This window comes from Acinetobacter sp. CWB-G5 (assembly GCF_019209785.1).
Taxonomy (GTDB): domain Bacteria; phylum Pseudomonadota; class Gammaproteobacteria; order Pseudomonadales; family Moraxellaceae; genus Acinetobacter; species Acinetobacter johnsonii.
The window spans coordinates 16,202-42,390 of record NZ_JAHUTF010000001.1 but is presented as its reverse complement, the minus strand read 5'-3'; the positions used below and the strand labels follow the sequence as shown (position 1 = coordinate 42,390).

Below are 26,189 nucleotides of genomic sequence, written 5' to 3'. Positions count from 1 at the left end.
ATGAATATTTCAAAGTTCTTTATTGTCCGTCCAGTCGCAACTACGTTGTTGATGCTGGCATTGCTGTTTAGTGGCTTATTGGTTTGGCGGCTTTTGCCAGTATCGGCTTTACCACAGGTCGACTACCCCATTATTCAGGTCTATACCTTTCAGCCTGGGGCAAACCCCGACACTGTACAACGAACTATCACCGCACCGCTTGAACGGGAAATGGGCAAAATTGCGGGCTTAAAGCAAATGTCTTCGCAGAGTTCTGTCGGGGCGTCTGTCATTACCTTACAGTTTGAGTTAAGTGCTGAACTGGGTGTAGTGGAGCAAGAAGTACAATCGGCACTAAGTACTGCCAGCAGTAAATTACCAAGTGATTTGCCAACGCCACCTGTATATCGAAAGGTCAATCCAGCCGATGTGCCTGTCATTACATTAGCGATTAGTTCAGAGACTTTACCCCTTACCACGGTTTATGACATGGTGGATACTCGGGTGGCGCAAAAGCTGTCTCAACTCACGGGTGTGGGTATGGTGAGTCTTGCTGGTGGGCAACGACCAGCAATACGGGTGCAAATGAATCCTGCTGCGCTTGCCGCTTATAAAATGAGTGCCGAAGATGTCCGCACCGCAATCAATGCTGCCAATGCCAGTCAACCCAAAGGCAGTTTTGATGGGCCCTATCGCAGTACCATGCTGGATGCCAATGATCAAATTCGTTCAATTGGTGACTATGAAAGCCTCATTTTACGCTGGAATAACGGTGCGCCGATTCGATTAAAAGATGTGGCACAGGTGATTGAAGGCAGTGAAGACCGCTATATGGCGGCATGGGCAGACAGTCAAGCCGCCATTTTGGTGAATGTACAGCGTCAACCGAATGCCAACGTGATTCAAGTGGCCGATCAGATTAAACAGCTGTTGCCTGAGCTGCAAAAGAACCTACCCGACAATGTCAAAATTCGAGTACTGACCGACCGTACAGAGAGTATTCGTAGTTCGATCCACGATGTGCAAAAGGAATTGGTTTTTGCGGTCTGTTTAGTGGTCATGGTGACTTTTCTCTTTCTAAGAAATTTATCAGCCACCATTATTCCGAGTATTGCTGTTCCGCTGTCAATCATTGGTACCTTTGTACTGATGTATTTTTTAGGTTTTTCAGTCAATAACCTGACCTTAATGGCGCTGACCATTGCCACAGGTTTTGTGGTGGATGATGCGATTGTGATGTTGGAAAATATTGCACGACATCGTGAAGCTGGTGAAAGCCTGATGCAAGCGGCGCTCAAAGGGTCGAAAGAAATAGGTTTTACGCTCATTTCTTTAACCATTTCATTGATTGCTGTTCTCATTCCGCTGCTGTTTATGGGCGATGTAGTCGGACGGTTGTTCCATGAGTTTGCAGTGACTTTAGCGGCTGCAATTGCAATTTCTCTAGTGGTCTCTTTAACCTTAACGCCGATGATGTGCGCTTATTTGCTCAAAGGCAAAGCGTCATTAAAAGAAACAGAGCATCAAACTTCAGCGAATAGATGGAGTCTGGATGGTATCATTGAGCAGTATGGAAAAGCTTTGCAATGGGTGTTTCAGCATCAAACCCTGACACTGGCCGTTATGCTCAGTACAGTGTTATTCGCAGGTTTTTTGTATTGGATGATTCCTAAAGGCTTTTTCCCTGTGCAGGACAGTGGCGTTATCCAAGTGGTGACCGAAGCACCAGACGATATTTCCTTTCAGGCCATGAGTAAGCACCAACAAGCACTAGCGGCTGAAATTTTAAAAGATCCCGCTGTTGAAAGCCTGTCTTCGTTTATTGGAATTGATGCCAATAACCCGAAACTTAGTAATGGCCGAATACTTATTAATTTAAAGTCACATGCAGAACGAGAAGGTGCAGATCAAGTCATGGCACGTCTGCGTGGAGAGTTGGGCCATGTTCAGGGGATCCAAGCTTGGATGCAACCTGTGCAGGAGTTAAGTATTGAAGACAAAATTAGTCGAACTCAATATCAACTTAGTCTGACTGCGGCAAACAACTCAGACTTAGTGTTATGGACACCTGTCTTGGTAGATGCTTTACGCCAACAACCTGAGTTTGCAGAAGTGAGTAGCGAAGACGGTGGGCAAGGCTTACAGGCGTATATTGATGTCAACCGAGATGCAGCAGCGAGATTCGGCTTAACGGTAGAAGACATTAGTTTGGCTTTGCAAAATCTATTTGCACAGCGGCAAATTGCGACTCTATATACCCAGTCAAATCAGTACCGCATTGTGCTTGAGCTGGCGCCAGACTTAACTCAAGGTATTCAAGCTTTAGAGCAAACCTATATCCATAATGCCAGAGGAGAACCGATTTTACTCAGTTCTGTGGCAAGCATTGTGCAAAAGCGTGTCCCGATTATTTTACAGCAACAAGCTCAGTTTCCAGCCAATGCTATCTCTTTTAACCTTGCAACAGGCGTGGCTTTGGGTGATGCCATCCAAGCCATTCAACGTGTAGAGCAGCAGCTGAATTTACCCGCTGAAGTTAAGCTTCAGCTACAAGGGGCTGCTGCTGCATTTGAAAACTCGCAACAGCATACCTTTTGGTTGGTGATTGCAGCGATTGTGACCATGTATATCGTGCTTGGGATGTTGTATGAGAGCTTTATTCATCCCATCACTATTCTTTCAACCTTACCGTCTGCGGCAATCGGGGCTTTATTGGCGCTGTTTATGGTCGGTCGACCACTCGATATGATTGCTTTAATCGGCATTATTTTATTGATCGGCTTAGTAAAGAAAAACGGCATCATGATGGTGGACTTTGCCTTGGCAGCACAGCGTCAAGAGGGTCTTTCACCTCAGCAAGCGATTTATAAGGCGGCGTTGATGCGATTCCGCCCCATTTTAATGACGACACTGGCGGCATTGGTTGGTGCTATTCCACTCATGTTGGCATCAGGCTCTGGAGCTGAATTACGCCAGCCTCTAGGAATTGTCATGGTTGGTGGTTTGATTTTAAGTCAGGTACTGACGCTATTTACCACACCTGTGGTCTATTTGTTTTTTGACCGTTTACAGCTTGTTTTTCAAAAGCCGAAGTTGCCTTTCGTTGAACTTGATGAAACAAGGAGCGAGTTTTGAAATTACTCTCTGCTTTGGTTCATCGTCCTGTTGCCAGTGTGTTACTGGGCATCGCAATTGTGTTGCTTGGTGTATTGGCATATTTCCGCTTACCCGTGGCGTCCTTACCTCAGGCAGATATTCCGACCATCGTGGTGCGGGCCAGTTTACCTGGGGCAAGTCCTGAAAGTATGTCGGCGACCGTTGCCACACCTTTAGAACGGGCCATGATGGGCGTTTCTGGGGTAAAAGCAATTAACTCTTCCAGTAGTCAAAATGCAACGCAAGTGACTTTGCACTTTGACTTAGATACCGATATAAATGAGGCGGCACGAGAAGTACAGGCCGCTATTAATGTTGCAATGTCACAACTTCCATCAGGAATACCTAGCCCACCTGAATATTTCAAAGTTAATCCCAGCCAAAGCCCAATTTTTTATTTGGCATTGAGTTCAGCGCATTTATCTGCGGGTAAATTATATGAAATTGCCAGCAATCAACTTCAGCCCAATTTTGCGCAGATAAGTGGAGTTGGTGAGGTTGAAATTGATGGCGCGTCTATGCCTGCGGTGCGGATCACCTTAAATCCGAATGCACTCATTGCACAGGGTGTTTCATTGGAACAAGTCCGTACTGCAATTGAACAAAGTAATACAGTACAAGCATTGGGCGTGGTTGAAACCGATCAACTTCGTTGGCAAGTTGCACTGTCGAATGATTTAAAACAAGCGCAAGATTTTTCCAACTTGGTGATTCATCGTAATGCTCAAGCCATCGTGCGTTTAAAAGATGTGGCTGAGGTGCAAGATTCTGTTGAAGACCGCTATGTCAGTGGTTTTCATAATGGTCAACCTGCGGTGATTATCAAAATCAGCCGTCAACCCAATGCCAATACCGTGGCGACCATTGATCAAATCAAAGAAAAACTGCCTGAATTAAAATCACTGATTCCCGCAGACGCACAATTGACTACAGTGATGGATGGTTCTGAAATCATTCGCGCAGGATTAGCGGAAGCCCGAGATACATTGTTGTTTTCCATGCTGTTGGTCATTATTGTTGTTGCTTTAATGTTAGGGCGTGTACAAAGCGCACTTGTGCCGAGTATTACCATGTTGGTGACTTTGGTCGGGGCGTGTAGTTTGGTGTATTTGGCAGGCTTTTCGCTCAACAACCTCTCCATTATGGCGGTGATTGTCGCTATTGGCTTGGTGGGGGATGATGCGATTGTGGTGCTGGAAAACATTGAGCGTCATATTGAGCAGGGAGACTCTCCTGTACAGGCTGCCATTAAAGGGATTCAGGAGGTGGGGCTGACTTTAGTGGCCATGAATTTGGCTTTGGTGGTGATTTTCATTTCAGTGCTGTTTATGGGCGGTGTGATTGAGCGGCTGTTTCGTGAGTTTTCACTGACCTTAGTTTTTATTGTGGTGTTATCGGTTTTTGCTTCCTTGGTCCTAACACCAAGCTTATCTGCACGCTGTTTAAAACCGCTAGAGAGCGACCAACATCAGCCTTTATATCAATTTAGCCATCGTTGCATGCAGCAGTTCAATCTTGCTTATTTAACATCTTTAAAATGGATGCTAGCACATGGCTATGTCGTGATTTTATTTTGGCTTGGTGCGATTGGGGCTTCATTCTATGTTTATCAGCACCTGCCTAAACGGGTATTGCCTGAGCAAGATACAGGACGGGTTGAGGCTTTTATTCGTGGTGATGACGGTTTTTCCTTTCAAATTATGCAACCCAAAATTGCAGCCTTTAGTGAAAGCTTGCTGAGTGACCCTGCTGTAAAAGATGTGGTTGGAACATCAGGCGGAGCAGGTGGAACTACCAATTCTTTTTTCATGGTGAGTTTAAAACCCAAAGCAGAGCGTGAGGGGCAAAGCTCGCATGCCATTGTCGAGCGTATGAAGCAAAATGCGCCGTGGCAGGCCGGGGCAATTTTCTCAGCCCGTGTGGAACAAGAATTAGAACTGGATGATCCTTTTTCAAGTGGCAGTGGGCAAGATTATATGCTGTTGCTACAGTCAGATGATGTTGCACAGCTGCGCCAATGGGTACCGAAAGTCGCGCAGGCCATGCAAAAACTGCCTGAGCTTGAGGAAGTGGAAACCATAGGGGATGAAGGCGCGCAGCATGTCACCCTAGATGTAGACCGTGAAGCGGCACGCCGTTTGGGCGTTGATATTGAAAGTATTTCGAGCGTACTGAACAATTCATTTTCACAGCGCCAGATTTCAACCATTTACAATCAGACCCAACAGTTTCATGTGGTCATGGAAGTAGATAAGCACTTCACGGAACATCCTGAATTCTTAGCTAATGTACAAGTTCCTAATAAAGATGGACAGGCTGTGCCGCTACGTAACTTTGCGACATGGTCTTATGGAATTACCAATGATCGAGTGTATAGACGTAATCAATATGCCGCGATGGGTATTGGCTATGTGGTGAAACAGGGCTATAGCTATGAACAGGCCGATGCCGCGATCCGATCTGTTTTAACTGAAGTGATGTTGCCAAACAATATTTTTATGACCACAGATAAAGATGTCGAGGCAGAAAGTTTACAAGCGGGATTAAGTACCCCCTTACTGATTCTTGCGGTGATTGTACTGATTTATATCGTGCTTGGGGTGACCTATGAAAGTGTGGTTCATCCCTTAACGATTTTATCGACCATACCCGCTGTGGCTTTGGGCGCACTGTTGACCTTATGGATATTTAACTTTGAGTTTACTCTGATTGCATTGTTGGGCATGTTTTTACTCATTGGTATTGTGGTGAAAAATGCCATTCTATTGATTGATTTTACTTTATATGAACGGCGTGCAGGAAAGTCGGCATATCAAGCGGTATTGTCTGCGGCGGCTCTGCGTTTTCGCCCGATTTTAATGACCAATACCGCAGCATTATTGGGTGCAATTCCGCTGGCTTGTAGTTGGGGTGAGGGGGCTGAGTTACGTCAGCCTTTGGGTGTGGTCATTGTGGGCGGCTTAGCGCTTGGGCAGCTCTTAACTTTGTACACAACGCCTGTTTTGTATTTACTCTTTGAAAAATGGGCTGAATCTTGTTTGAGATTTAAACGTAAATATGTACTGCAAAGCTTAGGCAAATAGATAAAGAAATAGGAAAATAGAATGTCAGGTTTGGTTTATAAAAATGTCTTCAGCCTAAGTTGTGTGTTGTTGTTGACTGCATGTAGTTCTACGGCGGTCGTACGTGCTCCCGAATATAAAACACCACTGATTCAAGTGGATGAGCAATATAAATATGCTGCGCTTAATTGGACAGAAACCGTAAAGTTAAAAGGCAAGACAGTTGCATGGTGGGACATTTATCAAGACCCCGTTTTAGGCCAACTGCTGCAACAGTTAAATGCAGAAAACTTAAATTTGAAACAGGCCGAGGCACGTTATAGACAAGCCAATGCTTTACTTGAACAGCAAAAAGCCAGTCGTTCTGTCAGTCTAAGCTTAGAAGGTGCTGCCAAGCGTAATGGCGCAAAGCATACCTCTCCAAATAGTCAGTTTAGTACTGGGGGTCAGGCCAGCTGGATTCCCGATGTGTGGGGACGTGTGGCGAAAGCGATAGAGGGACAACAGGCAAATTTAGAAGCGGTGCAGGCGGACTTAGCCGCAGTAAAGTTGAATCAACAGTTATTGGCGACTGAGGCTTATTGGAACATTCGTGTTTTGGATGCGCAACTTGATGTGCTGCAGCAAACCCAAAAAAGTTACCTACGTTCAGTGCAAATTTTAAAAAACCAATATACAGCAGGGATGATTGCGCGGGCAGATGTGATACAGGCAGAAACACAGTTGAAACAAGTGCAAATACAGCAGATCGAAATGCAACGCGAACGCAATTTACAGGAAAATGTGCTGGCAGTCTTGCAGGGTAAAAGTGTGGCTCAGTTTCAATTGGTAAAACGACAGCAACGTTTGAGTATTCCTACTGTACCCGCGCAGTTACCCAGTCGTTTACTCATGCAACGTCCCGACGTGATTCGTGCAGAGCGGGAGCTTGCGAGTACACATGCACAGTTGGGTTTAGCGCAAACAGCTTGGTTGCCAGATATTAGTATTGGTCTTAATGCGAGTTTAAATAGTCAAGTGTTGGGTCAGTTGTTCCAAGCCCCTGCATATTTATGGTCTACGGGACTAGAAGCGGCTTCGGTTATTTTTGATGGTGGAAAACGGCAAGCTGAAATTGCCCAAGCGCAGGCAAATTATGACGAAAAATTAGCAGCCTATAAGCAAGCCGTACTTACGGGCTGGAAGGAAGTCGATGATGCCTTAATGCAAACTTCAAGTTTGAAACAACAGCAACTGGAACAAGCTCAGTTACTGCAACTGACTAAAGAAAATGAACAAGTGGTGATGCGACGTTATAACGCGGGTTTAGTCAGTTATTTGGAAGTGGTCACAGCGCAGAATTTAAGGCTACAAGCTGAACAGAGCACATTAGAGTTGCAACAAATCCAATTAAAAAATACAGCGCAATTAATGACTGCTTTGGGTGGAAATATTTCCTAACACCTTGCTTTCTTTTCAATCGGTGATTGGCTCAAATGAAATTAAACCTTACATCTTAGGCACCAGATGTAAGGCTGATACTATGTATTTGAAAGTAACAGTGGAACAGAAAGTATGTGTAATTGGATACTGACTATAATGAACAGACTGTTTATAAAAACAGTGCGCCTGACACTGCCCCAAAGAGCATGACCCACAGTGGATGAATTTTTTTCACTAAGCTTAAGCCAGTTGCAATGATAACGATCGCGATAAGTAACCAGTTCTGAGCAGATGCTGTGGCAATAATATATGCACTGACCAAAACCAAGCCAACGGTAATCGGTTTCAGTGCTTTTTCAAACATGCTGCGTAGTGGATGATCCTTAAACTGATTCCAAAACTTGAGTGCAAATACAGTCAGTACAGAAGAGGGCCCAAACTTCGCCAGTGAAGTCACAAACAGTCCAGCAGGTCCAGCCACATGCCAGCCGACCAGTGGCACAATCATCATATTGGGGCCCGGAGCCGCTTGCGCCATGGCAAACATGGTGCTGAACTCTGTGGCAGTAAGCCAACGATGCACTTCAACCACTTGATGTTGCATTTCAGGCAAAATAGCATTGCCTCCACCAAAGGCCAGTATAGAAAGCTGGGTAAAAACGATGGCTAGAGTGAGTAAAATCATGCGTTTTGTCCTCTTTTTTTCAAGCTTAAGACCGCGACATTGATGCTCACTAAGATCAGTAACGTTAATGCCAAGGGAATTTTAATGATCAACATAAAGACGATGGTCAGTGCAATAGTAAAGATCGTGAGGTAACTTTTCAGAATGGGTTTCAACATTTTTAAACCCATGGCAAATAGTAAACCTGCTGCCGCTGCTGCTAGTCCCTGTATCATGTGCTGAATCACGGGGATATTTTGAAATTGTGCATAGAGCTGATACAACAAAATCACAATCACCGTCGGTGCAAAAATCAACCCAAGAACTGCACTAATAGAACCTTTAACTCCCTGAAACTCATAACCAATCGCAACGGCCATATTAATGATGTTTCCTCCAGGGAGGATTTGACAGACACCCAATAAGTGCGTGAACTCTTCCGTGTTGAGCCATTTTTGGTCTTCTACAACCATTTGGTGTGCAAGTGGCAATACGCCCCCAAAGCCCATGAGTCCCAGCTTCATAAAGCCTGCAAATAATTCCCGTGAAGTTGGATGGGTTATTTGTTCAGCAGGGAGCACTTCAGTGTTCATGTCTTTCGCCTTTTGTGGAATGTGCCCAGTATGAACCTGTAGAGATATGTTGAAAAATGCTATTTTTGACGTTATATATACTGAAAAAGTATGTTTGATGGGGCAGACATGATTGATATCCATAAACTCAGAGCATTTGTTGCAGTGGTAGAAGAAAGTAATATTTCGCATGCTGCTGTACGTTTGAATATGCAACAACCACCGTTGACACGGATTATCAAAAGCTTGGAAGAAGAGTTGAATACACAACTGTTAAAGCGTTTGCCGCGTGGTGTTGAGGTGACAGAAGCAGGCAAGGTTTTGTACAAAGAAGCCCTTGCGATATTGGCGCATGCACAGTTAATTCCTAAACGTGTGCAGGATATTTCTTTAGGGGTTGAAGGTCAGATTAATATTGGCTTTACCAACTCGGTTGGCTTACATCCATTTTTACCTGCCTTGCTGCGTAACTTTCGGGAAACTTTTCCACGTGTTTCAATTCATCTGGAAGAAGATGGCAGTAGCTCGCTGATAGATTCCATTAGTAATGAAAAAAATGACATTGTGTTCTTACGCAAACCTGCACCCATTGGCCTCGGTTTAACCAGTCTACATGTGCTAGATGAACCGCTCATTGTGGCTTTACCCAACAATCATCCTTTGGCTGAACAAGCTGAACCGATTCATTTACTAGATCTTGAACCGCATGATTTTGTGTTGTACCGACGTTTAGCTGGGCAAGATTTATTCGATAATATTTTGGCCAGTTGTTACCAAGCTGGATTTAGTCCCAAAATTGTACAAGAAGCGCCACGTTTAACCTCGAGTTTAAACTTGATTGCTGCGGGGATTGGTTTATCCATCGTGCCTGAGGCCATCCGTGACTTTTGGAATAAGCAGATTGTTTATAAAGCACTCAAGGCGAACAATCCATGTATTGCGCCGATTTATGCAGTGTATAAAGAAAATATAGACAATGTCCGTTTGCAACACATCTTAAAGTTATTGCAATAATCTGTTGAATATTGAGCACCTTATTCTGCCTGACAAGAGCCGGCTTAAAGTGCTAAGGTAGAGTGATGATGTGTTGTATTTAAAGTTTTATACCTATAACGAATGCTCGTACGGAGCAAAATATAATATTTAGCAATATGAGGTGTTTAACCCATGCTTTTTAATAAAGTTTCTTTTGCACTTACGGCTCTACTTTCTTCCTCTGTGGTAATGATGAGTGGTTGTACAACCAGCCCGTCTAGCAGCGTTTCAAATACACAACAACAGACGCAAAATGCCTTATTGGTCTATGGTGGCCCCATTTTAACCATGCAAGGCATGCAGCCCAGCTATGTCGATGGCATGTTAATTCAAGACGGAAAGATCCGTTATACAGGCACATTGTCTGAGGCTGAAAAGCTTGCGCCACAGGCGAAACGCTTAAACTTGAATAACAAGACCGTCATCCCAGGCATCATCGATGCACATAGCCATTTAAACTCTGTCGGTATGCAGCAAACTGTGGCAAATTTATATCCGCCGCCAGATGGCAAGGTGGTGAGTATTGCCACACTTATCCAAGAAATGAAGGCGTGGGCGAAGCAAAATCCAACTTTTGTCCAAGCCACTTCTGGCTGGATTATTGGCAATGGTTATGATGATGCCCAGCTACAAGAGAAAGCCCATCCGACAGCCACAGATTTAGATCAGATTTCAACGACTCAACCTGTGCTGATTTTACATCAGTCAGGGCATTTGGCCTCTGTGAATCACAAAGCGCTAGAGTTGTTAGGCATTAATGAAAAAAGTAGCAACCCCAGTGGTGGTGTGATTCGACGTGTGGTGGGGACCAATATTCCGAATGGTGTATTAGAAGAAAGTGTCGTGATTGAGGCTATGTTACAGGCTTTTAAAACGGTCCCACCTGAAATGATGCAGCAGATGGCGTTGACTGCGGTACAAACCTATATGAAAAATGGTTATACCACGGTACAAGAAGGACGAGCTGATCGTGGTACTTCAGAACTTTGGCGCAGTTTGGCCAATCAAAACAAATTAGCCATCGATGTCGTCTCTTATCCTGATATTAGTTCTGAACAGGCGTATATGCTCGAAAAAGGTGTAAGCAAAAACTATGTCAATCACTTTAGAGTTGGCGGTGTAAAAATCAGTTTAGATGGTTCACCCCAAGGTAAAACAGCATGGTTAACAGAACCTTATGTGGTTCCACCTGAAGGGAAAGATAAGAACTATCGTGGCTATCCTGCATTTCCAGAGCAAAAAACTGTCCAGCAAAGGATTGATCTGGCTTTCAGGCAGCATTGGCCAATTTTGGCACATGCCAATGGTGATGCCGCGATTGATCAATACCTCAATGTGATTGCCAATGCACAAAAAAAATATGATGCCTCACAGCGACGAGATGTGATTATTCATGCGCAAACCATGCGAGAGGATCAACTGGATCGGGCGAAACAGCTTCATTTGATTCCCTCATTTTTTTCTCTACATACTTACTATTGGGGCGACTGGCATGTAGCACAAACCTTAGGTGAAAAGCGTGCTGAACACATCTCACCAACAGGTTCGGCCTTAAGAAAAGGCATGATTTTCACCGAGCATCACGATGCTCCTGTTATCCCACCGAAAAGTATGATGGTGTTGGATGCAACGGTTAATCGCACCACGCGAACAGGCAAAGTTTTGGGTGAGACACAAAAAGTCAGCCCGTATATCGCACTTAAAACGATGACGGACTGGGCTGCATATCAGTATTTTGAAGAAGACATCAAAGGCACATTAAGTACTGGGAAATACGGTGACTTTGTTGTTTTAAGTGACAATCCAATCACAATTGATCCGTCTAAGATCAAAGACATCAACATTCTTGCAACCTATAAGCAAGGACAGTTGGTTTATCAAAGATAAAGTTGTTTAGCGGCTTGTAAACCTGCGACTGAAAAGGTCATGAGATGTTTGACCAAAAGCGCAGGTTCAAGCTTGGAGACATTTTTAAGTGGGCTTGGCCCATTTGCATCTGCCAAAATCAGCATCATACAAGGCGCGACTGTACTGAGTACACAAGGCAAAAGAGCAGGGTGATTTTCATCAATGTCTGAAACTTGGCTAATAATTTTTTTAACCAAAAGAAACTTTCGCACACCATCATTTTGCATAAACGTGTATAGGTGGGTGGTCGGTGAAAAAAGCTCACGAACAAACACTTTGCTGTGCCAGACATCGGTTTCAACCAGTTTACCGATCAGGCTTTCAAAAAAAGCTTCCAGTTTTTCAGTAGGCGTTTTAGAGCTGTTAAGCAAGGTCAAGAGTTCTTGTTCATCAATATAATGCGTATGTGCTTCGGCAAGTACGGCACGATACAGACCATCACGACCATCGAAGTGATAGTTAATGGCAGCTAAATCGACTTCGGCCAGCTTGGCAATGGCTTTACTCGTGGTTTTTGCAAAACCATCCTGAGCAATTAGGCGGCCAGCAGCATCCAAAATTTTCGATTTGGTTAAATCACCATCGCTACGTCCAGCTCTAGACATTATTTACTCTGCATCAAAATTTAGACTTGAAGTATATCTTTCTTAACTGAATTGTTATAGTTTAAATTAAATTTAAACTTGTATTAAAACTAAGCGAAGGTTTGGTGTACATGAACAAAAGTAAGTTCATACTGTTGGTTGGTGTATTGCTGATTGCTGTAGCGGCTGCATTTTTGTGGTTCAGTCGAGACAAAGCCGATCCCGATCATCTGGTGCTATATGGCAATGTCGATATTCGACAAGTCTCGCTGGCATTTGAAACGGCTGGACGTATTCAAAGCTTGGCTGTTCAAGAAGGTGATCGCGTTCAAAAAGGTCAGGTTCTTGCCGAACTGAATACCGACTCGCTGACTATACAAGCACAGCAAGCCCAAGCACAGTTACAAGTTCAACAGCAAACCTTAAATGAACAAGCTGCGGGCAATCGACCTGAAGAGATTACCCAAGCGAAAGCGAAAGTACAGTCTGCCCAAGCCCAATTTGAAAATGCCGATAAACAATACCAACGATTAAATGTCTTAAATCGGAGTACTGCGGGTCAAGCGGTGAGTAAGCAAGAGGTTGATGCTGCAAAAAGCAATATGAAAATGGCGGAAGCGGCTGTAGGTGAAACCAAAGCCAACTTGGAGCTACTTTTGAAAGGTGCGCGCACAGAAGATCGTGAAGCGGCTAAAGCACAATATGAATCGACCAAGGCCAATCTTGATTTGATTGATTACCAAATTACTCAAAGTAAGCTGCTGGCACCTGTTAATGGTGTAATTCGTGCACGTTTACAAGAAGTCGGCGACATGACGACTTCAAACAAGTCCGTCTATACCATTGCTCTGATCCACCCTAAATGGGTGCGTGTTTATGCCAGTGAAATGGATCTTGGGCATATCAATATGGGCGCAGCAGCACAAGTCATTCGTGACTCACAACCGAATCAGCCCATCACAGGAAAAATTGGTTATATCTCATCTGTGGCGGAATTTACCCCCAAAACGGTACAGACCGAAGATATTCGCACGACTTTGGTTTATGAAGTCCGTATTTATGTCGATGACCCGAATGACCAACTGAAGATGGGACAACCTGTAACGGTGAACATAGCCAAATCATCGCGTCCAACTGCCACGAACAATCCTTAAGGCAGGGGAGTATGTCGATGTCAGTAGAGAGCATTGTAATTGCCACGGATTTAAACAAAACCTTTAAAGCAGAACAAAAAGGTTTGGATGATGTGCAGGCTTTGCAAGGCATAAATATGCAGATCAAAACAGGACAACTAACGGCTTTGGTCGGGCCTGATGGTGCTGGTAAAACCACATTTTTAAGATTGATCGCAGGTTTATATAAGCCAACCGCTGGAAGCTTAGAGGTCTTAGGAATGGATGTCGCCAAAGACCCGCAATCTGTGCAAGATCGTATCAGTTACATGCCGCAAAAGTTTGGTTTGTATGAAGACCTCAGCATTCAAGAAAATTTAGACTTGTATGCGGATTTGCATGGCGTGCCAATGAACATTCGCAATGAGCGTTTTGCACGTTTACTCAAGATTACCGATTTAGCGCGCTTTACAGAGCGTCCCGCAGGAAAACTCTCTGGAGGCATGAAGCAGAAGTTAGGTTTGGCCTGCACTTTAGTCCGTTCACCTGAACTATTGCTGTTGGATGAACCAAGTGTCGGTGTCGATCCACTCTCACGCCGTGATTTGTGGATCATTATTGAACAGTTGGTGAGGGAGGAGAACTTGAGTGTCATCCTCAGTACTGCGTATATGGATGAAGCTGAACGATGTCATGAGGTTTATGTTATGTTGGATGGGCAAGTCCTAAAGCAAGGTACACCCGATGAACTGACGGCTCAGGCACAGGGACAAACATGGCAAGTAGAACCCAGTCCCGACATGAAGGCGCGGGTGTTACAAGCACATTTACTCGATAATCAACATTATATTGCCGATGCAGTTCCCAAAGGCAATGTAGTGCGTTTTATTACGCGAATTGAAAGCCCATCACTTCCAGCAGATCTCTTGCCCAAAGGCATTGTTGCAGAACCGAGAGCAGCAGAGCTAGAAGATGCATTTATGTTACTTTTACATGAGGCGAAGCATACTCAAAAAACGCTATTGGCACAGGAAAATTTAGCTTTAGACCCTTCAATAACTTTGATAGAAAACTCTGATCCACCACAAGTGAAAACAGAGCAGAATGTAAAACACCAGCTCGAAAAACCTGTGATTGTGGTGAAGAATTTGGTACGCACCTTTGGTGATTTTACCGCCGTGGCCAGTACCTCGTTTGATGTATCTCGAGGCGAAATTTTTGGTTTACTTGGCCCTAATGGTGCAGGTAAGACCACAACGTTTCGTATGCTTTGTGGTTTGCTGCCCGCCAGCAGTGGTGTGTTGGAAGTGGCAGGCATGAATTTGCGCACAGCTCGTGCACAGGCAAGGGCAAAAATTGGTTACGTATCGCAGAAGTTTGCCCTGTATGGCAATTTGAGTGTGCTGGATAACTTAAAGTTTTTTGGTGGTGCTTATGGCTTATCGGGCAAACAGTTAAAGCAGCAAATTGATAAAGCATTGCTTCAGTTTGAACTTAAGCCACATGCTAAAAGTGGTGATCTACCAAATGGTTTTAAACAGCGTTTGTCGATGGCAGCAGCACTGTTACATCAGCCTGAAATTGTATTTTTAGATGAACCGACCAGTGGTATTGATCCGTTAGCAAGGCGCTCTTTTTGGTACACCATTGGAGAGCTAGCGAACCAAGGCATGACCATTATTGTGACTACACACTTTATGGAAGAAGCTGAATACTGTGATCGGATTGCGATTCAAGATGCAGGGAAGTTGCTGGCGATTGGCACACCTCAACAGATTCGTGGGATGACACAGTTAGAGGGTGTAAACGATATGAATAGCGCTTTTATTGCCATCGTTGAACAGTCCCGTGCAGACATGCAGGCTCACTGAGGAGCGTCAGATGAATCATTTCTCAGCTTTCTGGACACGACTGTTTGCCTTGACACGTAAAGAATCCAAACAGCTGCTTCGTGATAAAAGTAGTATGGCGATCGGTTTCATTTTACCGATTATTTTAATTTTACTATTTGGTTATGGACTGTCTTTCGACTTAACCAACGGACGAGTTGGGGTTGTGGAGCAACAGCCCACGCCACAGAGTCAGCAACTGATGAGTGGCTTAAACGGCTCTAAATACATTACCGTCAAGCAGTATCCAAGCTTTAGCCAAGCTAAAGCCGCAATGGGCAAGGCTGAAATTGATGCTATCGTCAATATACCCAGTAACTTTGCGGAGCAATATGCAAAGGGATCGGGTGCTGTTCAGGTCATTACCAATGGCCGTTCGACCAGTATAGCTTCGGCTTTGCAGGGTTATATTACCAGTGCGCTCAATACCGCCAGCTTGATACAAGCAGACCGAACCAATGCAGCTTCGGTGGGTGGCATTATCACGGTTGAACAACGTATGTGGTTTAACGAGTCCGCAAATAGTACGTGGTTTTTAGTACCAGGTTTAATTGTCCTAATTTTGACCTTGGTCGGCGCATTTTTAACAGGTTTACTGATTGCACGTGAGCGCGAGCGTGGCACTTTAGAAGCATTATATGTTACGCCCGTACGTCCTCTAGAAATTGTACTTTCAAAACTGGCGCCCTATATCGTGATTGGGATGATTGATATTGTGATGTGCTTAGTTGCAGCACATGTTCTGTTTGATGTACCCATCCGCGCATCGCTGTTCTCTGTTATGAGTGCCTCTTTTTTATATTTAATGGTGTCGTTACTGCTGGGGCTGATGATTTCAGGCCTATCCAAAAGTCAGTTTCAAGCCAGTCAGATGGCACTGCTTGCCAGCTTCATGCCCGCTTTGATGCTTTCAGGTTTTGTGTTTGATACACGAAACTTACCGCTAATTGTGCAAATCATCAGCAATGTTTTACCTGCAACGCACTATATGACTTTGATTAAAACTTTATTACTTGGTGGCGATGATTGGTCTTTATGGTTCAAAGAATGTGGCATTTTACTGATTTATATCGTGCTATTCACAGTAATGACCGCGCGTACACTGAAAAAGCGCTTGGGCTAACGAAAGGAAGAATGGTGTTATGGCAACGTTAATGCGCTGGTTTCGTTATCTTTGGGTGCTAACCCGAAAAGAGTTTTTAGCCATTTTAGCCGATCCTGCCAATCGGGTGACCTTAATCGCGCCTGTATTTATCCAAGCGGTCTTGTTTGGTTATGCCGCAAGTTATGATGTCAATCATGTTGATTATGCCGTGCTGGATCAAAGCCGAAGCCAAAGCTCACAACAAGTTTTAGCGCATTTAGATGGTTCAGGAATTTTTAAACGAACAGCAGATTTGCAGAATAATCAACAAATCCAACAGGTGATTAATGATCGAACAGCCTTGGCGGTCATCATCATTCCTGCTGATTTTGAGGATAAGCTCAATAATCAAGAGTCTTCGCCGATTCAAGTGATTCTAGATGGGAGAAACTCATCTACTGCAAGTATGGCGGGCTCCTACATCAGTAGTGTGGTGGGGCAGGTCAATCGAGAACGTTTGGGGGCTAGCTCAGCGATTATGGTACAAGCGCGGACATGGTATAACCCGAATGTCGAGTCGAGATGGGGCATCATGCCATCTCTGATTGCAACTTTAAGTATGATGCAGACACTGTTACTTTCGGCACTTTCAGTAGCACGCGAGCGTGAACAAGGGACTTTTGATCAGCTCTTAGTTACACCTTATACCCCGACGCAGATTATGATCGGGAAGGCCATTCCGCCGATTATGATTGGGGTTATTCAATCTTCCATTATTTTGGCGATTATTCTGTTCTGGTTCCAGATCCCGATGAATGGCTCCTTGACCTTACTTTATTTTGGATTATTTGCCTTTAATATTGCTGTCGTGGGTGTGGGACTGTCGATTTCAGCGATTGCACTCAATATGCAACAAGCCATGCTGTATACTTTCTTTTTGATCATGCCTTTAACGCTTTTATCAGGTTTACTAACTCCTGTACAAAATATGCCTGAAGTGCTGAATTGGCTGACTTATGCCAACCCACTACGCTTCGGCATAGACTTGGTACAACGGGTGTATTTGGAAGGTGCGAGTTTTGCGCAAGTGAAATGGGACTTTGTACCGATGTTAATATTAGCCGTAATTACCTTGCCTTTGGCTGCGTGGTTATTTCGAAATCGTTTGTCATAATAGAGTGATATCTTGATGTATCGCTTATGGATACAGACTGTGATTCGGCGTTTGACGTTAAATAATGCAATCAATATCGGTTCATGATTAAAAAAAACGATTTTTGCATTGTATTTCTGGCTTAAGCTTTTTATTATTGCCCGCTTGTTTTCGCGATCAGCTTGGAATGGAACCTTGAGTAATTTTCTAACCGAACACCTGATTCATCGAGATGAAGACTTTATGGTCATCCATAAGCCTGCAGGTATACTCACCGTTCCGGGGAAGACACAAGACTTACAAGATTGTATGATCAATCGTTTAGTCAAACTAGAACCTAAAACACTACTGATCCACCGTCTTGATCGTGATACCTCGGGTATCTTGGTTTTTGGTCTCAGCCGTTGGGGACAAAAATCCATTTCTCGTCAGTTTCAAGAACGCCAAACCGATAAAACCTATCAATCGATTGTGGCTGGCCATTTAGAGGGTCAGGGCACTGTTGATGTACCTGTCATTTATGATCCATCCCGTCCACCATTACATATCGCAGAGCCCAGTCATAATAAGCCTGCTGTGACAGAGTGGAAAGCCATTGAACACTTTGAAATACAGGGTCAGCCCGTGACTCGTGTGGTGCTCACCCCTATTACAGGACGCTCACATCAACTTCGTGTACATATGCAGTTTTTAGGTCATCCTATCGTGGGAGATACGCTCTATGCTGCGCCTGACCAGCAAGATTTGATGCCGCGTTTGTGTTTACACGCAGAGCGTTTGAGTTTTCATCATCCCCAAACAGATGAACGTATCGAATTTATTTGTCCAGTACCATTTTAAGTACGTGGAATCATCAAATTTGCTCACTTTTTTAGTGAGCTTTATGTCAAAATATATTGCTTAAAGGTGTATAATTTTGCTCAAATATCAAACAATGTTTGAGCATTAAATTTGCAGTCCTAACTTGTAGATAAAGGTGGAAAAATTGCAGCAGTTTGCTATTGGTCAACGTTGGTTATCAGATACTGAAACGGAACTAGGTCTAGGAGTTCTTATTGATGTAGATGAGCGATCTGTCAGCATCTTATTCCCTAAAAGTGATGAAACACGTGTATATGCACGGAATAATGCACCTTTATCACGTATCATTTTTAACGTGAACGATGAATTACAAGATCAAGAAGGCACCAAGTGGACGGTTGAATCACATGAAGACCGTCATGGTGTGGTGCGCTATAACGTTGTTCGTCGCTTAGAAGATGGCACGGAAGAACGTAAATCACTGAATGAGACTCGCATTGGCGCTCAAATTCAGCTGTCTAAACCGCTTGATCGCTTATTGGCAAGTCAAATTGACTATAAAGAATGGTACGACTTACGTATTGAAGCGATGCTGATGCAAGCCAATATGAAGTCGAGCCCTTTACGTGGTATGGTCGGTTCGCGTGTCGGTCTGATTCCTCATCAGTTGTATATTGCACACGAAGTGGGTCAGCGTTTTGCTCCCCGTGTCCTTTTAGCCGATGAAGTTGGTTTAGGTAAAACCATTGAAGCCGGATTAATTATTCATCAACAACTTAAAACGGGCCGTTCAGAACGTATCCTAATTTTGGTACCTGATTCACTGCAATATCAGTGGATGATTGAAATGCGTCGTCGTTTCAATTTGAACTTCTCATTATTTGATTTAACCCGTACGGCTTCAATCAAAGAACATGATCCTGAACTGAATCCATTCTTGACTGAACAATGCATTATTGCGTCAATCGATTTGATGATTGACCATGATGACTTGCGTGAACAAGCCCTAGAAGCTGGTTTCGATCTGTTGGTGGTCGATGAAGCACATCACTTGATGTGGAATGAAGAAGATGGTGGTAATGACCGCTATGACTTGATCGAAGAGTTAGCAGAAAAAACACCGGGTGTTTTATTGTTAACGGCAACCCCAGAACAGCTGGGTGTGGAAAGTCACTTTGCGCGTTTACGTTTACTTGACCCACAGCGTTTTAGTTCGCTGGATCGTTTCTTGGATGAAGAAACCCAGTATCAACAAACTGCAAAAATTGCTGAAGTACTGATGTCAGATATGCCACTTGAAGAAGGGCATTTAGCTGCATTGGAAGGTTTGTTAGGGCATCGCATTGAAGATGCACCAGAACAACGTTTCCGTGCCATTCATGAGCTTTTAGACCGTCATGGTACAGGGCGTATTTTGTTCCGTAACACCCGTGAGGCCATTCAAGGCTTCCCAGGTCGTGACTGTCAGCCTGCACCTTTGCCTGCACCAGAAAACTGGTCTAAAGATGGTAAATTGCGTGAACAAATGTGGCCAGAAGAAGCACAGCTTGACGGTGCGTGGATGGAAGCTGACCCACGTGTCATGTGGCTCATGGAGAAACTACGTACAGACTTAAAACACAAAAAAGTGTTGCTTATTGCACGTAGTGGTCCCGTGGTTGAAGCGCTTGAAAATGTTCTCCGCTTACATGCAGGTATTCGTACTGCAATGTTCCATGAAGGCATGAGTTTACTTGAGCGTGACCAAGCGTCGGCTTACTTTGCTGAAGAATCTTATGGTGCACAAATTTTACTGTGCTCTGAAATTGGTTCTGAAGGTCGTAACTTCCAGTTTGCATCAGATTTGATTTTATTTGACTTGCCTGCAAACCCAGATGTACTTGAACAACGTATTGGTCGTTTAGACCGTATTGGTCAAGAAAACCGGATTCAAATTCATGTGCCGTATCTAATTGGTACAGCGCAAGAACGTATGTTCCGTTGGTATAACGAAGCATTAAATATTTTCAGTAATATCTCGCCAACTGCGCAAACTTTACAAGAAAACTTTATTGTTGAATTGAAAGATTGTTTACTGACAGATAAAGGTCAGCAGTTTGATGACTTACTCGAAGCGGTCAGCGTACAACGTGAAGCCTTAGAAGCAGAGTTACAATCAGGTCGTGACCGTTTGCTTGAATACAACTCTTGTCGTCCAATTGTGGCGAAAGAAATTGTACAAGCGCTTGAGTCTTATGATGACAACACCACTTTGCCAATGTTTATGAAGCGCTTTATGGCGTCGACAAATATTGATTTTGACGAACAAAGCAACGGTACAGTCATCATTAAACCAACCGATCAAATGCAAGTTCAAGGTTTAACCTTGGATGAAGAAGGCATGACAGCAACCTTCTACCGCGATCAAGCTCAGATACGTGAAGATGCTCAGTATTTAACCCTTGAGCATCCATTTACTGAAAGCGTGATGGAAATGATCAACACTCAAGGTTTTGGTAGTACCAACGTTGCAGTGTTGAAGTCAGCTGCTTTACCACAAGGTTCGGTGTTGTTAGAAGTGTGGTTTAAGGTCGATGTGGTTGCGCCGAAAGCATTGAATTTGCCTTCAAGCTTACCGCAGCAGCTAGTTCGCGTTTTGTTGAGTGAAAAGGGTCAAGACCTGTCGCAGAAAATTGCACCTGAAATTTTAAAACCGTACTTGCATCATTTGGATGGTAATAGCTGTCGTCAAGTTGTGAAAGCACGCCGTGAAGTGATTGAACAGCGTTATGTACAAGCATTAGAGCTTGCGCGTGCGGCTTTACCAAGCTTTGTGCTACAGGCGAAAGAAGTCTACGGCAGTAAGTGGCAATACGAAATTGACCGTCTGACTTACTTAAAGCAGTTTAATCCGAGTATTCGTGAAGACGAAATTTCGCGCCTACAAAAACTGCAAAAAGAAGGTCTTGGTTTGCTAGATGGCCTATCGGTTACACCAGAAGCAATTCAAGTGATGGTTGTGGTTAAACCATAATTCGAATCGCTGCATGAGAAGCACCTTCGGGTGCTTTTTTAATGGATCCTTAAAAAAGGGATGTCTAAGTTGTATTTGAAAAGTAATTCATTGAAATTTTAAGCGCTTGCTTATGCTAGAATTTTCGCCATTAAAACTCTAACGTTTCGAACAATAAATTATGTCTAAAGCTCTAGTAACAATGGGTTCAAAAACAACACATGGTGGCATCGTCACTGAGTGTGAAAACAGTTTTGTGATCAATGGTATTGCTGTGCATTTAAATGGAATGAAGCACTTTTGTCCAAAGTGTCGAATGGTGGTTTCTGCGATTGCAGCAGATCCGAGTACAACGGTCTTGGGGCGTGCTGTGGTGATTGCCGGAGACAAAACCAACTGTGGCGCTACTTTTTTAGCTAATCAGAACTTAACTGTTTCTGCAAAGTGATCTCAGATCTATTCCAGAATATTTTTAAAAATTGGCGGAAGTGATCAAAGTTCATGACTTAGGGTTCATCCTGCGTCATTTCGTTTAGATTAAAAAACGATTATGGTAAAGATGCTATAAAAATAGATTTGAATGACATGAGCAAACCAGCCTTACACTTTACCCATGCAAACGGCATTCCCTCGGGCAGCTATCAAAAATTCTTTCAGTTTTTGAATAAAGATTTTGATGTCAAAGCGATCCCGATGATTGGCCTAGATCCGCACTATCCTGTGGAATACCGTTGGGAAGCGTTGGTCGATCAAGTTATTTCAGATATTGAACAGCAGTTTCCACGGCAACAAGTGATTGGTTTAGGGCATTCTTTTGGTTCTTTACTTACGCTTATGGCGGCTTATAAAAAACCACAGTTGTTTTCTCAAGTGATTATCATGGATCCACCGTTTGTGATTGGTTCCAAGGCCTTTTTATTTGAAGCGTTACAAAAGCTGGGATCAAAGTCCATTGAAAAACTTACCCCAGCTGCGGTGACCGTCAAACGTCGTGATCATTGGGAAAGTATTGAGCAGGCCAGTCAGGCACTCAGACCGAATCGTATTTTTAAAGACTTTGATGAACAGTGTTTTGCGGACTTTATGGCGTGCGGTTTAAAAAGTGATCCGACTCGAAATGGGGTGACGCTAACCATTCCCAAACATACTGAAGCTGAGATCTTCAGGACAGTGCCTGCATGGTGGTGGCGTACCCCACGCAAAGCACCTAATATGCCAATTCATGTGCTGACTGCCAGAGACAGCCATTTCTATAAGCAAGGTTTACCCCAAGGGATGAAAAAAACCTATGCGATCGACTATAGTGTGCTTGAAGGTGGGCATATGTTTCCGCTAGAACAACCGAAACAGACCGCAGAATTTGTGCACCAGCTCATTAAAGAGCAACAGCGAAACAAATAAGAAGATATTTCAGTGAATCTGTTGAGTGTAATAACAGATTAGCGAATCATCGCCTCATCCAAATGACGCGAACCTTCCAAAATCATGCGAATCATGATCATGGTTTGTTCAGCCATTTTTTTACGCTCTACACTTGGCATATCAATCACTTTGGCACCCATATTGAAAACCAATTGGGTGATTGCCATGGACACCAATTCAGGGTGGAAGAGTTTGCTATTATTTAAACGTTCTAAACGAATTAAATCATCTTTGAGTTCTTGTTGGAAATAATTTAACTGTCTTTCGACCGCATTTTTATAAGATGCCGAACCCGTATATGCTTCGCGTAATAGCAGGCTTAAGTTGCCGTCATCAGCATCCAGTTGTTCAATAAAAACTTCGACTGAGCTACGAATAATACTTTCTTGGCGAATGGCCTTAATCCGTGCTTCATGCAAAATTTGGCGTAGCACAACACCTGCACGTTCAATCAACTCAATAGCAAGTTCATCGGTATCTTTAAAATGACGATAAAAACTATTCGGCGCAATGCCTGCTTCACGTGCAACTTCGCGCAAACTTAAGGATGCAATACTTTTTTCAGGACCAATCAAATTTAAAGCAGCTTGAAACAGTTCATCTTTTGTAATCGTTGCTTTTCGACCAACACTACGTGCAAGCACTGGTGCATGTTTTTTTGAAGCTTCATGCTCTGTGTTGATTGTATGGGTTTGAATGGTGGTCGGTGTCATATTTATCAAGCAATTAAATCAATCAGTTCATTATAGCTCCACTGGTCGGCATTGTGAAACGAAACGAAACAATAAGAATATATATACAAATATATATACATATGTATAATAATTCAAAATCTATGGCGTGGTCCTTTACTATGCAGATCCTTGAAAAAACTAAATCTCCTTTAACTGAGTATGCTGAGAGTGTAATAGACCGACACACAGCTAACTTTTGGCTTCAAAAAATCAACCCACTTTGGTCGACACACCAAGCTTTGGGTAAAGTAGTAAAAAAAGAGCAAATTGCACACGATATGGTGAGCTTGACCCTACAAACCAACCGTCACTTTCAAATGGGGCAAGCGGGGCAACATCATCCTGTATATGTCGTGGTTCAAGGCGTACGTTATGAACGTACCTATAGTTTGACCCAGATTGATGCGCAACATGCCTTACTGAATGTAAAAATGGTAGACCAAGGTAAGGTAAGTCATTGGCTTTGTGAGCAGGCTCAAATCGGCGACGTTTTAGAGTTCGGCCAGCCTTATGGCGATATGCAATTGACTGTAAATGATCAACAGTTAATTTTACTCGCAGCGGGCAGTGGTATTACCCCCATGCTGAGTTTACTGAAACGTTTAGAGAAGATCACCAAGCTTAAAAAACAGCCTGTACATTTGATGTATTGGGTGAAAAAGCATACTGATGCAGCTTTCAGAGTATATTTTGAGCAGTTGGCAGCACAATACTCAAACTTCACATTCAGCATGTTTTATACCCAAGAGTCAGATGAAGGTGAGCGTTTAAACCAAAAGCATATGTCTAGACTGGATCAGATTGAAAATGCAACGGTATATGCATGCGGCCCTTCAGGTTTTGTGGCTACGGTTGAGCAGCTTTTCGCTCATGCCAATACCTTAAAAACTGAAGCGTTTAGCATGAGTCCATTTGCAAATGATGATGTTGGTTTTGTGAATATTACCTTAACAAAGTCGAAGAAAATTTTAAGCATTCCAAAAGGCCAATCCATTCTTGCAAGTTTGGAACAGCAAAATGTGAAGCCTCAACATGGCTGCCGTATGGGAATCTGTAACAAATGTGCCTGCAACAAAGTGGAAGGTTCGACTAAAAACTTGGTTAATGGTGCACAAAATTCTGAACCTGGTAATTTTCTAAAAATTTGTGTCAACACGGCACAAACTGATCTTATTGTCGATTTATAAGGGGAATAAATACAATGAATATGCCTGTTAAAGTTGAATATTTTAAAAACCCGAAGAATCGTGAGTTAACGACATTTGAGTTAGATGAGCTTGCACGTGAGCTAGATGCCATCAAGCAAGAAGTACTGGATGATATTGGCGAGAAAGATGCGCAATATATTCGTCGTGTCTATGCAGCGGTGCGTTATGCGTCTATCGCAGGTCGTGCATGTTTATTTGCAGGTTGGTTCCCACCAGCATGGGTGTTGGGCACGGGTTTGCTGAGTTTTGCCAAAATCATGGAAAACATGGAGTTGGGTCACAATGTAATGCACGGTCAATATGACTGGATGAACGACCCTAAGTTTAATGGTCAAAACTATGAGTGGGACATCGTAGGTACAGCAGACAATTGGCGTCAGACCCATAACTACAAGCATCATACCTATACCAATATTAAAGGAATGGATGATGACATTGGATATGGTCTGCTTCGATTATTCCCAGAACAACGTTGGAAACCGGGCTTTTTATTGCAACCGATTTATAGCATTCCATTTTGTTTGTTGTTCCAATGGGGCGTTGCGATCCAAAACTTGGAATTAGGCAAATACTTCAAGGGACGTAAAAGCAAAGCGCAGACCTTAGCTGAATGGAAACCTATGCAGCGCAAAATTGGTAAACAATTGTTTAAAGATTATGTGTTTTTCCCACTCATTGCAGGACCTGCGGCATTGCCTGTCTTTACGGGAAATTTGGTTGCAAATGGTATCCGTAATATGTGGACATTTAGTGTGATTTTCTGTGGTCACTTCACCAAAGACGTTGAAGTTTTTCCGAAAAAAGTACTGGAAAATGAAAGCCGTGGTCACTGGTACATGCGCCAAATTCGTGGTTCGTCGAATTTAACTGGTTCTGAAGCATTCCATATTTTGACGGGGCACTTAAGTCATCAAATTGAGCATCACTTATATCCAGATGTACCTGCGCGTCGTTACCGTAAAATGGCACCGAAAGTACAAGCAGTGTGTGAAAAGTATGGCATTAACTATAACAATGCCAGCTTAGTAAAACAGTATGGTAGCGTCATCAAACGTATTGTGAAATATGCGTTTCCCTTTAAAAAGTAAGTAAAAAAGCCACTTCATTTGAAGTGGCTTTTTTTGTTATTTACTAAATTGACGTAATGTCTTTACCAGATGATTGTAATCACCTTGTTTGGCGATATTGAGCACATGTTCAATTTCGTGTTTTAACCATTTTTGTTTTGAAGCATTAAAAGCGAACTGCGCCAATAATACAAAGGGGCTTTCACCGAATTTGATCGAAAGACCTTTGACATACTTGGGTGGAGATAACTGTTCCATACTGATGCCTTTTTATAATTTAAGTGGAATGGTTCTCAAAATATTTTTATTAGGCAAAATTTATCATAAATATATTTTTTGGTAAAT

At 43.3% G+C, this 26,189-nt stretch carries 20 protein-coding genes; 15 read left to right on the top strand and 5 right to left on the bottom strand.

The features are described from left to right. The 3 genes from KVY11_RS00210 to KVY11_RS00200 are packed head-to-tail and all read left to right on the top strand — an operon-like array spanning position 1 to position 7,637. A complete protein-coding gene (locus KVY11_RS00210; RefSeq protein ID WP_218287563.1) occupies positions 1 to 3,114 on the top strand; it encodes a multidrug efflux RND transporter permease subunit in 3,114 nt (1,037 codons plus the stop codon). Beyond that, complete coding sequence (locus tag KVY11_RS00205) at positions 3,111 to 6,218, top strand: efflux RND transporter permease subunit (RefSeq protein WP_218287562.1); 3,108 nt, start codon at positions 3,111 to 3,113, stop codon at positions 6,216 to 6,218. Before KVY11_RS00210 ends, KVY11_RS00205 begins: the two co-directional genes overlap by 4 nt. Positions 6,219 to 6,239: 21 nt before the next feature. Beyond that, the gene (locus KVY11_RS00200; RefSeq protein ID WP_218287561.1) at positions 6,240 to 7,637 is read left to right on the top strand and encodes an efflux transporter outer membrane subunit; all 1,398 of its coding nucleotides are present in this window, start codon (positions 6,240 to 6,242) and stop codon (positions 7,635 to 7,637) included. 151 nt (positions 7,638 to 7,788) lie between these two features. Here the strand turns inward: KVY11_RS00200 and KVY11_RS00195 are convergent, their stop codons facing one another. After that, positions 7,789 to 8,304, bottom strand: coding sequence for a chromate transporter (locus tag KVY11_RS00195; RefSeq protein WP_218287560.1), 516 nt, complete (start codon positions 8,302 to 8,304; stop codon positions 7,789 to 7,791). Then, the gene (locus KVY11_RS00190) at positions 8,301 to 8,876 is read right to left on the bottom strand and encodes a chromate transporter (RefSeq protein WP_218287559.1); all 576 of its coding nucleotides are present in this window, start codon (positions 8,874 to 8,876) and stop codon (positions 8,301 to 8,303) included. The genes KVY11_RS00195 and KVY11_RS00190 overlap by 4 nt, the downstream gene beginning before the upstream one ends. A 108-nt stretch (positions 8,877 to 8,984) precedes the next feature. Here KVY11_RS00190 and KVY11_RS00185 point away from each other — a divergent pair, with 108 nt between their 5' ends. Then, entirely contained in the window at positions 8,985 to 9,869 is an 885-nt protein-coding gene (locus tag KVY11_RS00185; protein ID WP_218287558.1) for a LysR family transcriptional regulator, read from the top strand. A gap of 153 nt (positions 9,870 to 10,022) precedes the next feature. Further along, positions 10,023 to 11,777, top strand: coding sequence for an amidohydrolase (locus KVY11_RS00180; protein WP_218287557.1), 1,755 nt, complete (start codon positions 10,023 to 10,025; stop codon positions 11,775 to 11,777). Here the strand turns inward: KVY11_RS00180 and KVY11_RS00175 are convergent. Next, on the bottom strand, positions 11,768 to 12,403 hold the full coding sequence (locus KVY11_RS00175; RefSeq protein ID WP_218287555.1) for a CerR family C-terminal domain-containing protein: 636 nt from the start codon (positions 12,401 to 12,403) through the stop codon (positions 11,768 to 11,770). The two genes, KVY11_RS00180 and KVY11_RS00175, sit on opposite strands and share 10 nt — an antisense overlap. Before the next feature lie 110 nt (positions 12,404 to 12,513). Between KVY11_RS00175 and KVY11_RS00170 the strand changes: the two genes are divergently transcribed. The 8 genes from KVY11_RS00170 to KVY11_RS00135 all read left to right on the top strand — a co-directional run bounded on the left by KVY11_RS00170 (position 12,514) and on the right by KVY11_RS00135 (position 22,814). After that, positions 12,514 to 13,536 (top strand): HlyD family efflux transporter periplasmic adaptor subunit, encoded by a 1,023-nt coding sequence (locus KVY11_RS00170; RefSeq protein WP_126036207.1) that lies wholly within the window; start codon positions 12,514 to 12,516, stop codon positions 13,534 to 13,536. Between the two features lie 17 nt (positions 13,537 to 13,553). Beyond that, positions 13,554 to 15,365, top strand: coding sequence for an ATP-binding cassette domain-containing protein (locus KVY11_RS00165; protein WP_218287554.1), 1,812 nt, complete (start codon positions 13,554 to 13,556; stop codon positions 15,363 to 15,365). A gap of 10 nt (positions 15,366 to 15,375) precedes the next feature. Further along, positions 15,376 to 16,506: an ABC transporter permease gene (locus KVY11_RS00160; RefSeq protein ID WP_218287552.1), complete on the top strand. Its 1,131-nt coding sequence runs from the start codon at positions 15,376 to 15,378 to the stop codon at positions 16,504 to 16,506. A 19-nt stretch (positions 16,507 to 16,525) separates the two neighbouring features. Then, complete coding sequence (locus KVY11_RS00155) at positions 16,526 to 17,641, top strand: ABC transporter permease (protein WP_218287550.1); 1,116 nt, start codon at positions 16,526 to 16,528, stop codon at positions 17,639 to 17,641. A 174-nt stretch (positions 17,642 to 17,815) separates the two neighbouring features. After that, positions 17,816 to 18,460, top strand: coding sequence for an RluA family pseudouridine synthase (locus KVY11_RS00150; protein ID WP_218287549.1), 645 nt, complete (start codon positions 17,816 to 17,818; stop codon positions 18,458 to 18,460). A gap of 136 nt (positions 18,461 to 18,596) precedes the next feature. Then, a complete protein-coding gene (gene rapA / locus KVY11_RS00145) occupies positions 18,597 to 21,434 on the top strand; it encodes an RNA polymerase-associated protein RapA (RefSeq protein ID WP_218287547.1) in 2,838 nt (945 codons plus the stop codon). A gap of 160 nt (positions 21,435 to 21,594) precedes the next feature. Continuing rightward, positions 21,595 to 21,861: a PAAR domain-containing protein gene (locus tag KVY11_RS00140; protein ID WP_218287545.1), complete on the top strand. Its 267-nt coding sequence runs from the start codon at positions 21,595 to 21,597 to the stop codon at positions 21,859 to 21,861. A 137-nt stretch (positions 21,862 to 21,998) separates the two neighbouring features. After that, complete coding sequence (locus KVY11_RS00135) at positions 21,999 to 22,814, top strand: alpha/beta fold hydrolase (RefSeq protein ID WP_159127623.1); 816 nt, start codon at positions 21,999 to 22,001, stop codon at positions 22,812 to 22,814. Between the two features lie 38 nt (positions 22,815 to 22,852). On the opposite strand, the gene fabR is transcribed toward KVY11_RS00135, so the two are convergent. Then, positions 22,853 to 23,548, bottom strand: a complete 696-nt coding sequence (fabR, locus tag KVY11_RS00130) for an HTH-type transcriptional repressor FabR (protein ID WP_218288189.1) — start codon at positions 23,546 to 23,548, stop codon at positions 22,853 to 22,855. Between the two features lie 140 nt (positions 23,549 to 23,688). Here fabR and KVY11_RS00125 point away from each other — a divergent pair, with 140 nt between their 5' ends. Both KVY11_RS00125 and KVY11_RS00120 read left to right on the top strand, forming a co-directional pair. After that, complete coding sequence (locus KVY11_RS00125; protein WP_218287543.1) at positions 23,689 to 24,756, top strand: ferredoxin reductase; 1,068 nt, start codon at positions 23,689 to 23,691, stop codon at positions 24,754 to 24,756. 14 nt (positions 24,757 to 24,770) lie between these two features. Further along, positions 24,771 to 25,865, top strand: coding sequence for an acyl-CoA desaturase (locus KVY11_RS00120; protein ID WP_078389684.1), 1,095 nt, complete (start codon positions 24,771 to 24,773; stop codon positions 25,863 to 25,865). A 36-nt stretch (positions 25,866 to 25,901) separates the two neighbouring features. Here the strand turns inward: KVY11_RS00120 and KVY11_RS00115 are convergent, their stop codons facing one another. Then, positions 25,902 to 26,102 (bottom strand): hypothetical protein, encoded by a 201-nt coding sequence (locus KVY11_RS00115; protein WP_010326552.1) that lies wholly within the window; start codon positions 26,100 to 26,102, stop codon positions 25,902 to 25,904. Between the last annotated feature and the right edge of the window lie 87 nt (positions 26,103 to 26,189).

What these genes read in the sequence shown, in the direction of transcription:
- KVY11_RS00210 (WP_218287563.1), top strand. Translation starts at nt 1, where the DNA reads ATGAATATTTCAAAGTTCTTTATTGTCCGTCCAGTCGCAACTACGTTG.
- KVY11_RS00200 (WP_218287561.1), top strand. Translation starts at nt 6,240, where the DNA reads ATGTCAGGTTTGGTTTATAAAAATGTCTTCAGCCTAAGTTGTGTGTTG.
- KVY11_RS00195 (WP_218287560.1), bottom strand. Translation starts at nt 8,304, where the DNA reads ATGATTTTACTCACTCTAGCCATCGTTTTTACCCAGCTTTCTATACTG.
- KVY11_RS00190 (WP_218287559.1), bottom strand. Translation starts at nt 8,876, where the DNA reads ATGAACACTGAAGTGCTCCCTGCTGAACAAATAACCCATCCAACTTCA.
- KVY11_RS00185 (WP_218287558.1), top strand. Translation starts at nt 8,985, where the DNA reads ATGATTGATATCCATAAACTCAGAGCATTTGTTGCAGTGGTAGAAGAA.
- KVY11_RS00180 (WP_218287557.1), top strand. Translation starts at nt 10,023, where the DNA reads ATGCTTTTTAATAAAGTTTCTTTTGCACTTACGGCTCTACTTTCTTCC.
- KVY11_RS00175 (WP_218287555.1), bottom strand. Translation starts at nt 12,403, where the DNA reads ATGTCTAGAGCTGGACGTAGCGATGGTGATTTAACCAAATCGAAAATT.
- KVY11_RS00170 (WP_126036207.1), top strand. Translation starts at nt 12,514, where the DNA reads ATGAACAAAAGTAAGTTCATACTGTTGGTTGGTGTATTGCTGATTGCT.
- KVY11_RS00165 (WP_218287554.1), top strand. Translation starts at nt 13,554, where the DNA reads ATGTCAGTAGAGAGCATTGTAATTGCCACGGATTTAAACAAAACCTTT.
- KVY11_RS00160 (WP_218287552.1), top strand. Translation starts at nt 15,376, where the DNA reads ATGAATCATTTCTCAGCTTTCTGGACACGACTGTTTGCCTTGACACGT.
- KVY11_RS00155 (WP_218287550.1), top strand. Translation starts at nt 16,526, where the DNA reads ATGGCAACGTTAATGCGCTGGTTTCGTTATCTTTGGGTGCTAACCCGA.
- KVY11_RS00140 (WP_218287545.1), top strand. Translation starts at nt 21,595, where the DNA reads ATGTCTAAAGCTCTAGTAACAATGGGTTCAAAAACAACACATGGTGGC.
- KVY11_RS00135 (WP_159127623.1), top strand. Translation starts at nt 21,999, where the DNA reads ATGAGCAAACCAGCCTTACACTTTACCCATGCAAACGGCATTCCCTCG.
- fabR (WP_218288189.1), bottom strand. Translation starts at nt 23,548, where the DNA reads ATGACACCGACCACCATTCAAACCCATACAATCAACACAGAGCATGAA.
- KVY11_RS00125 (WP_218287543.1), top strand. Translation starts at nt 23,689, where the DNA reads ATGCAGATCCTTGAAAAAACTAAATCTCCTTTAACTGAGTATGCTGAG.
- KVY11_RS00120 (WP_078389684.1), top strand. Translation starts at nt 24,771, where the DNA reads ATGAATATGCCTGTTAAAGTTGAATATTTTAAAAACCCGAAGAATCGT.
- KVY11_RS00115 (WP_010326552.1), bottom strand. Translation starts at nt 26,102, where the DNA reads ATGGAACAGTTATCTCCACCCAAGTATGTCAAAGGTCTTTCGATCAAA.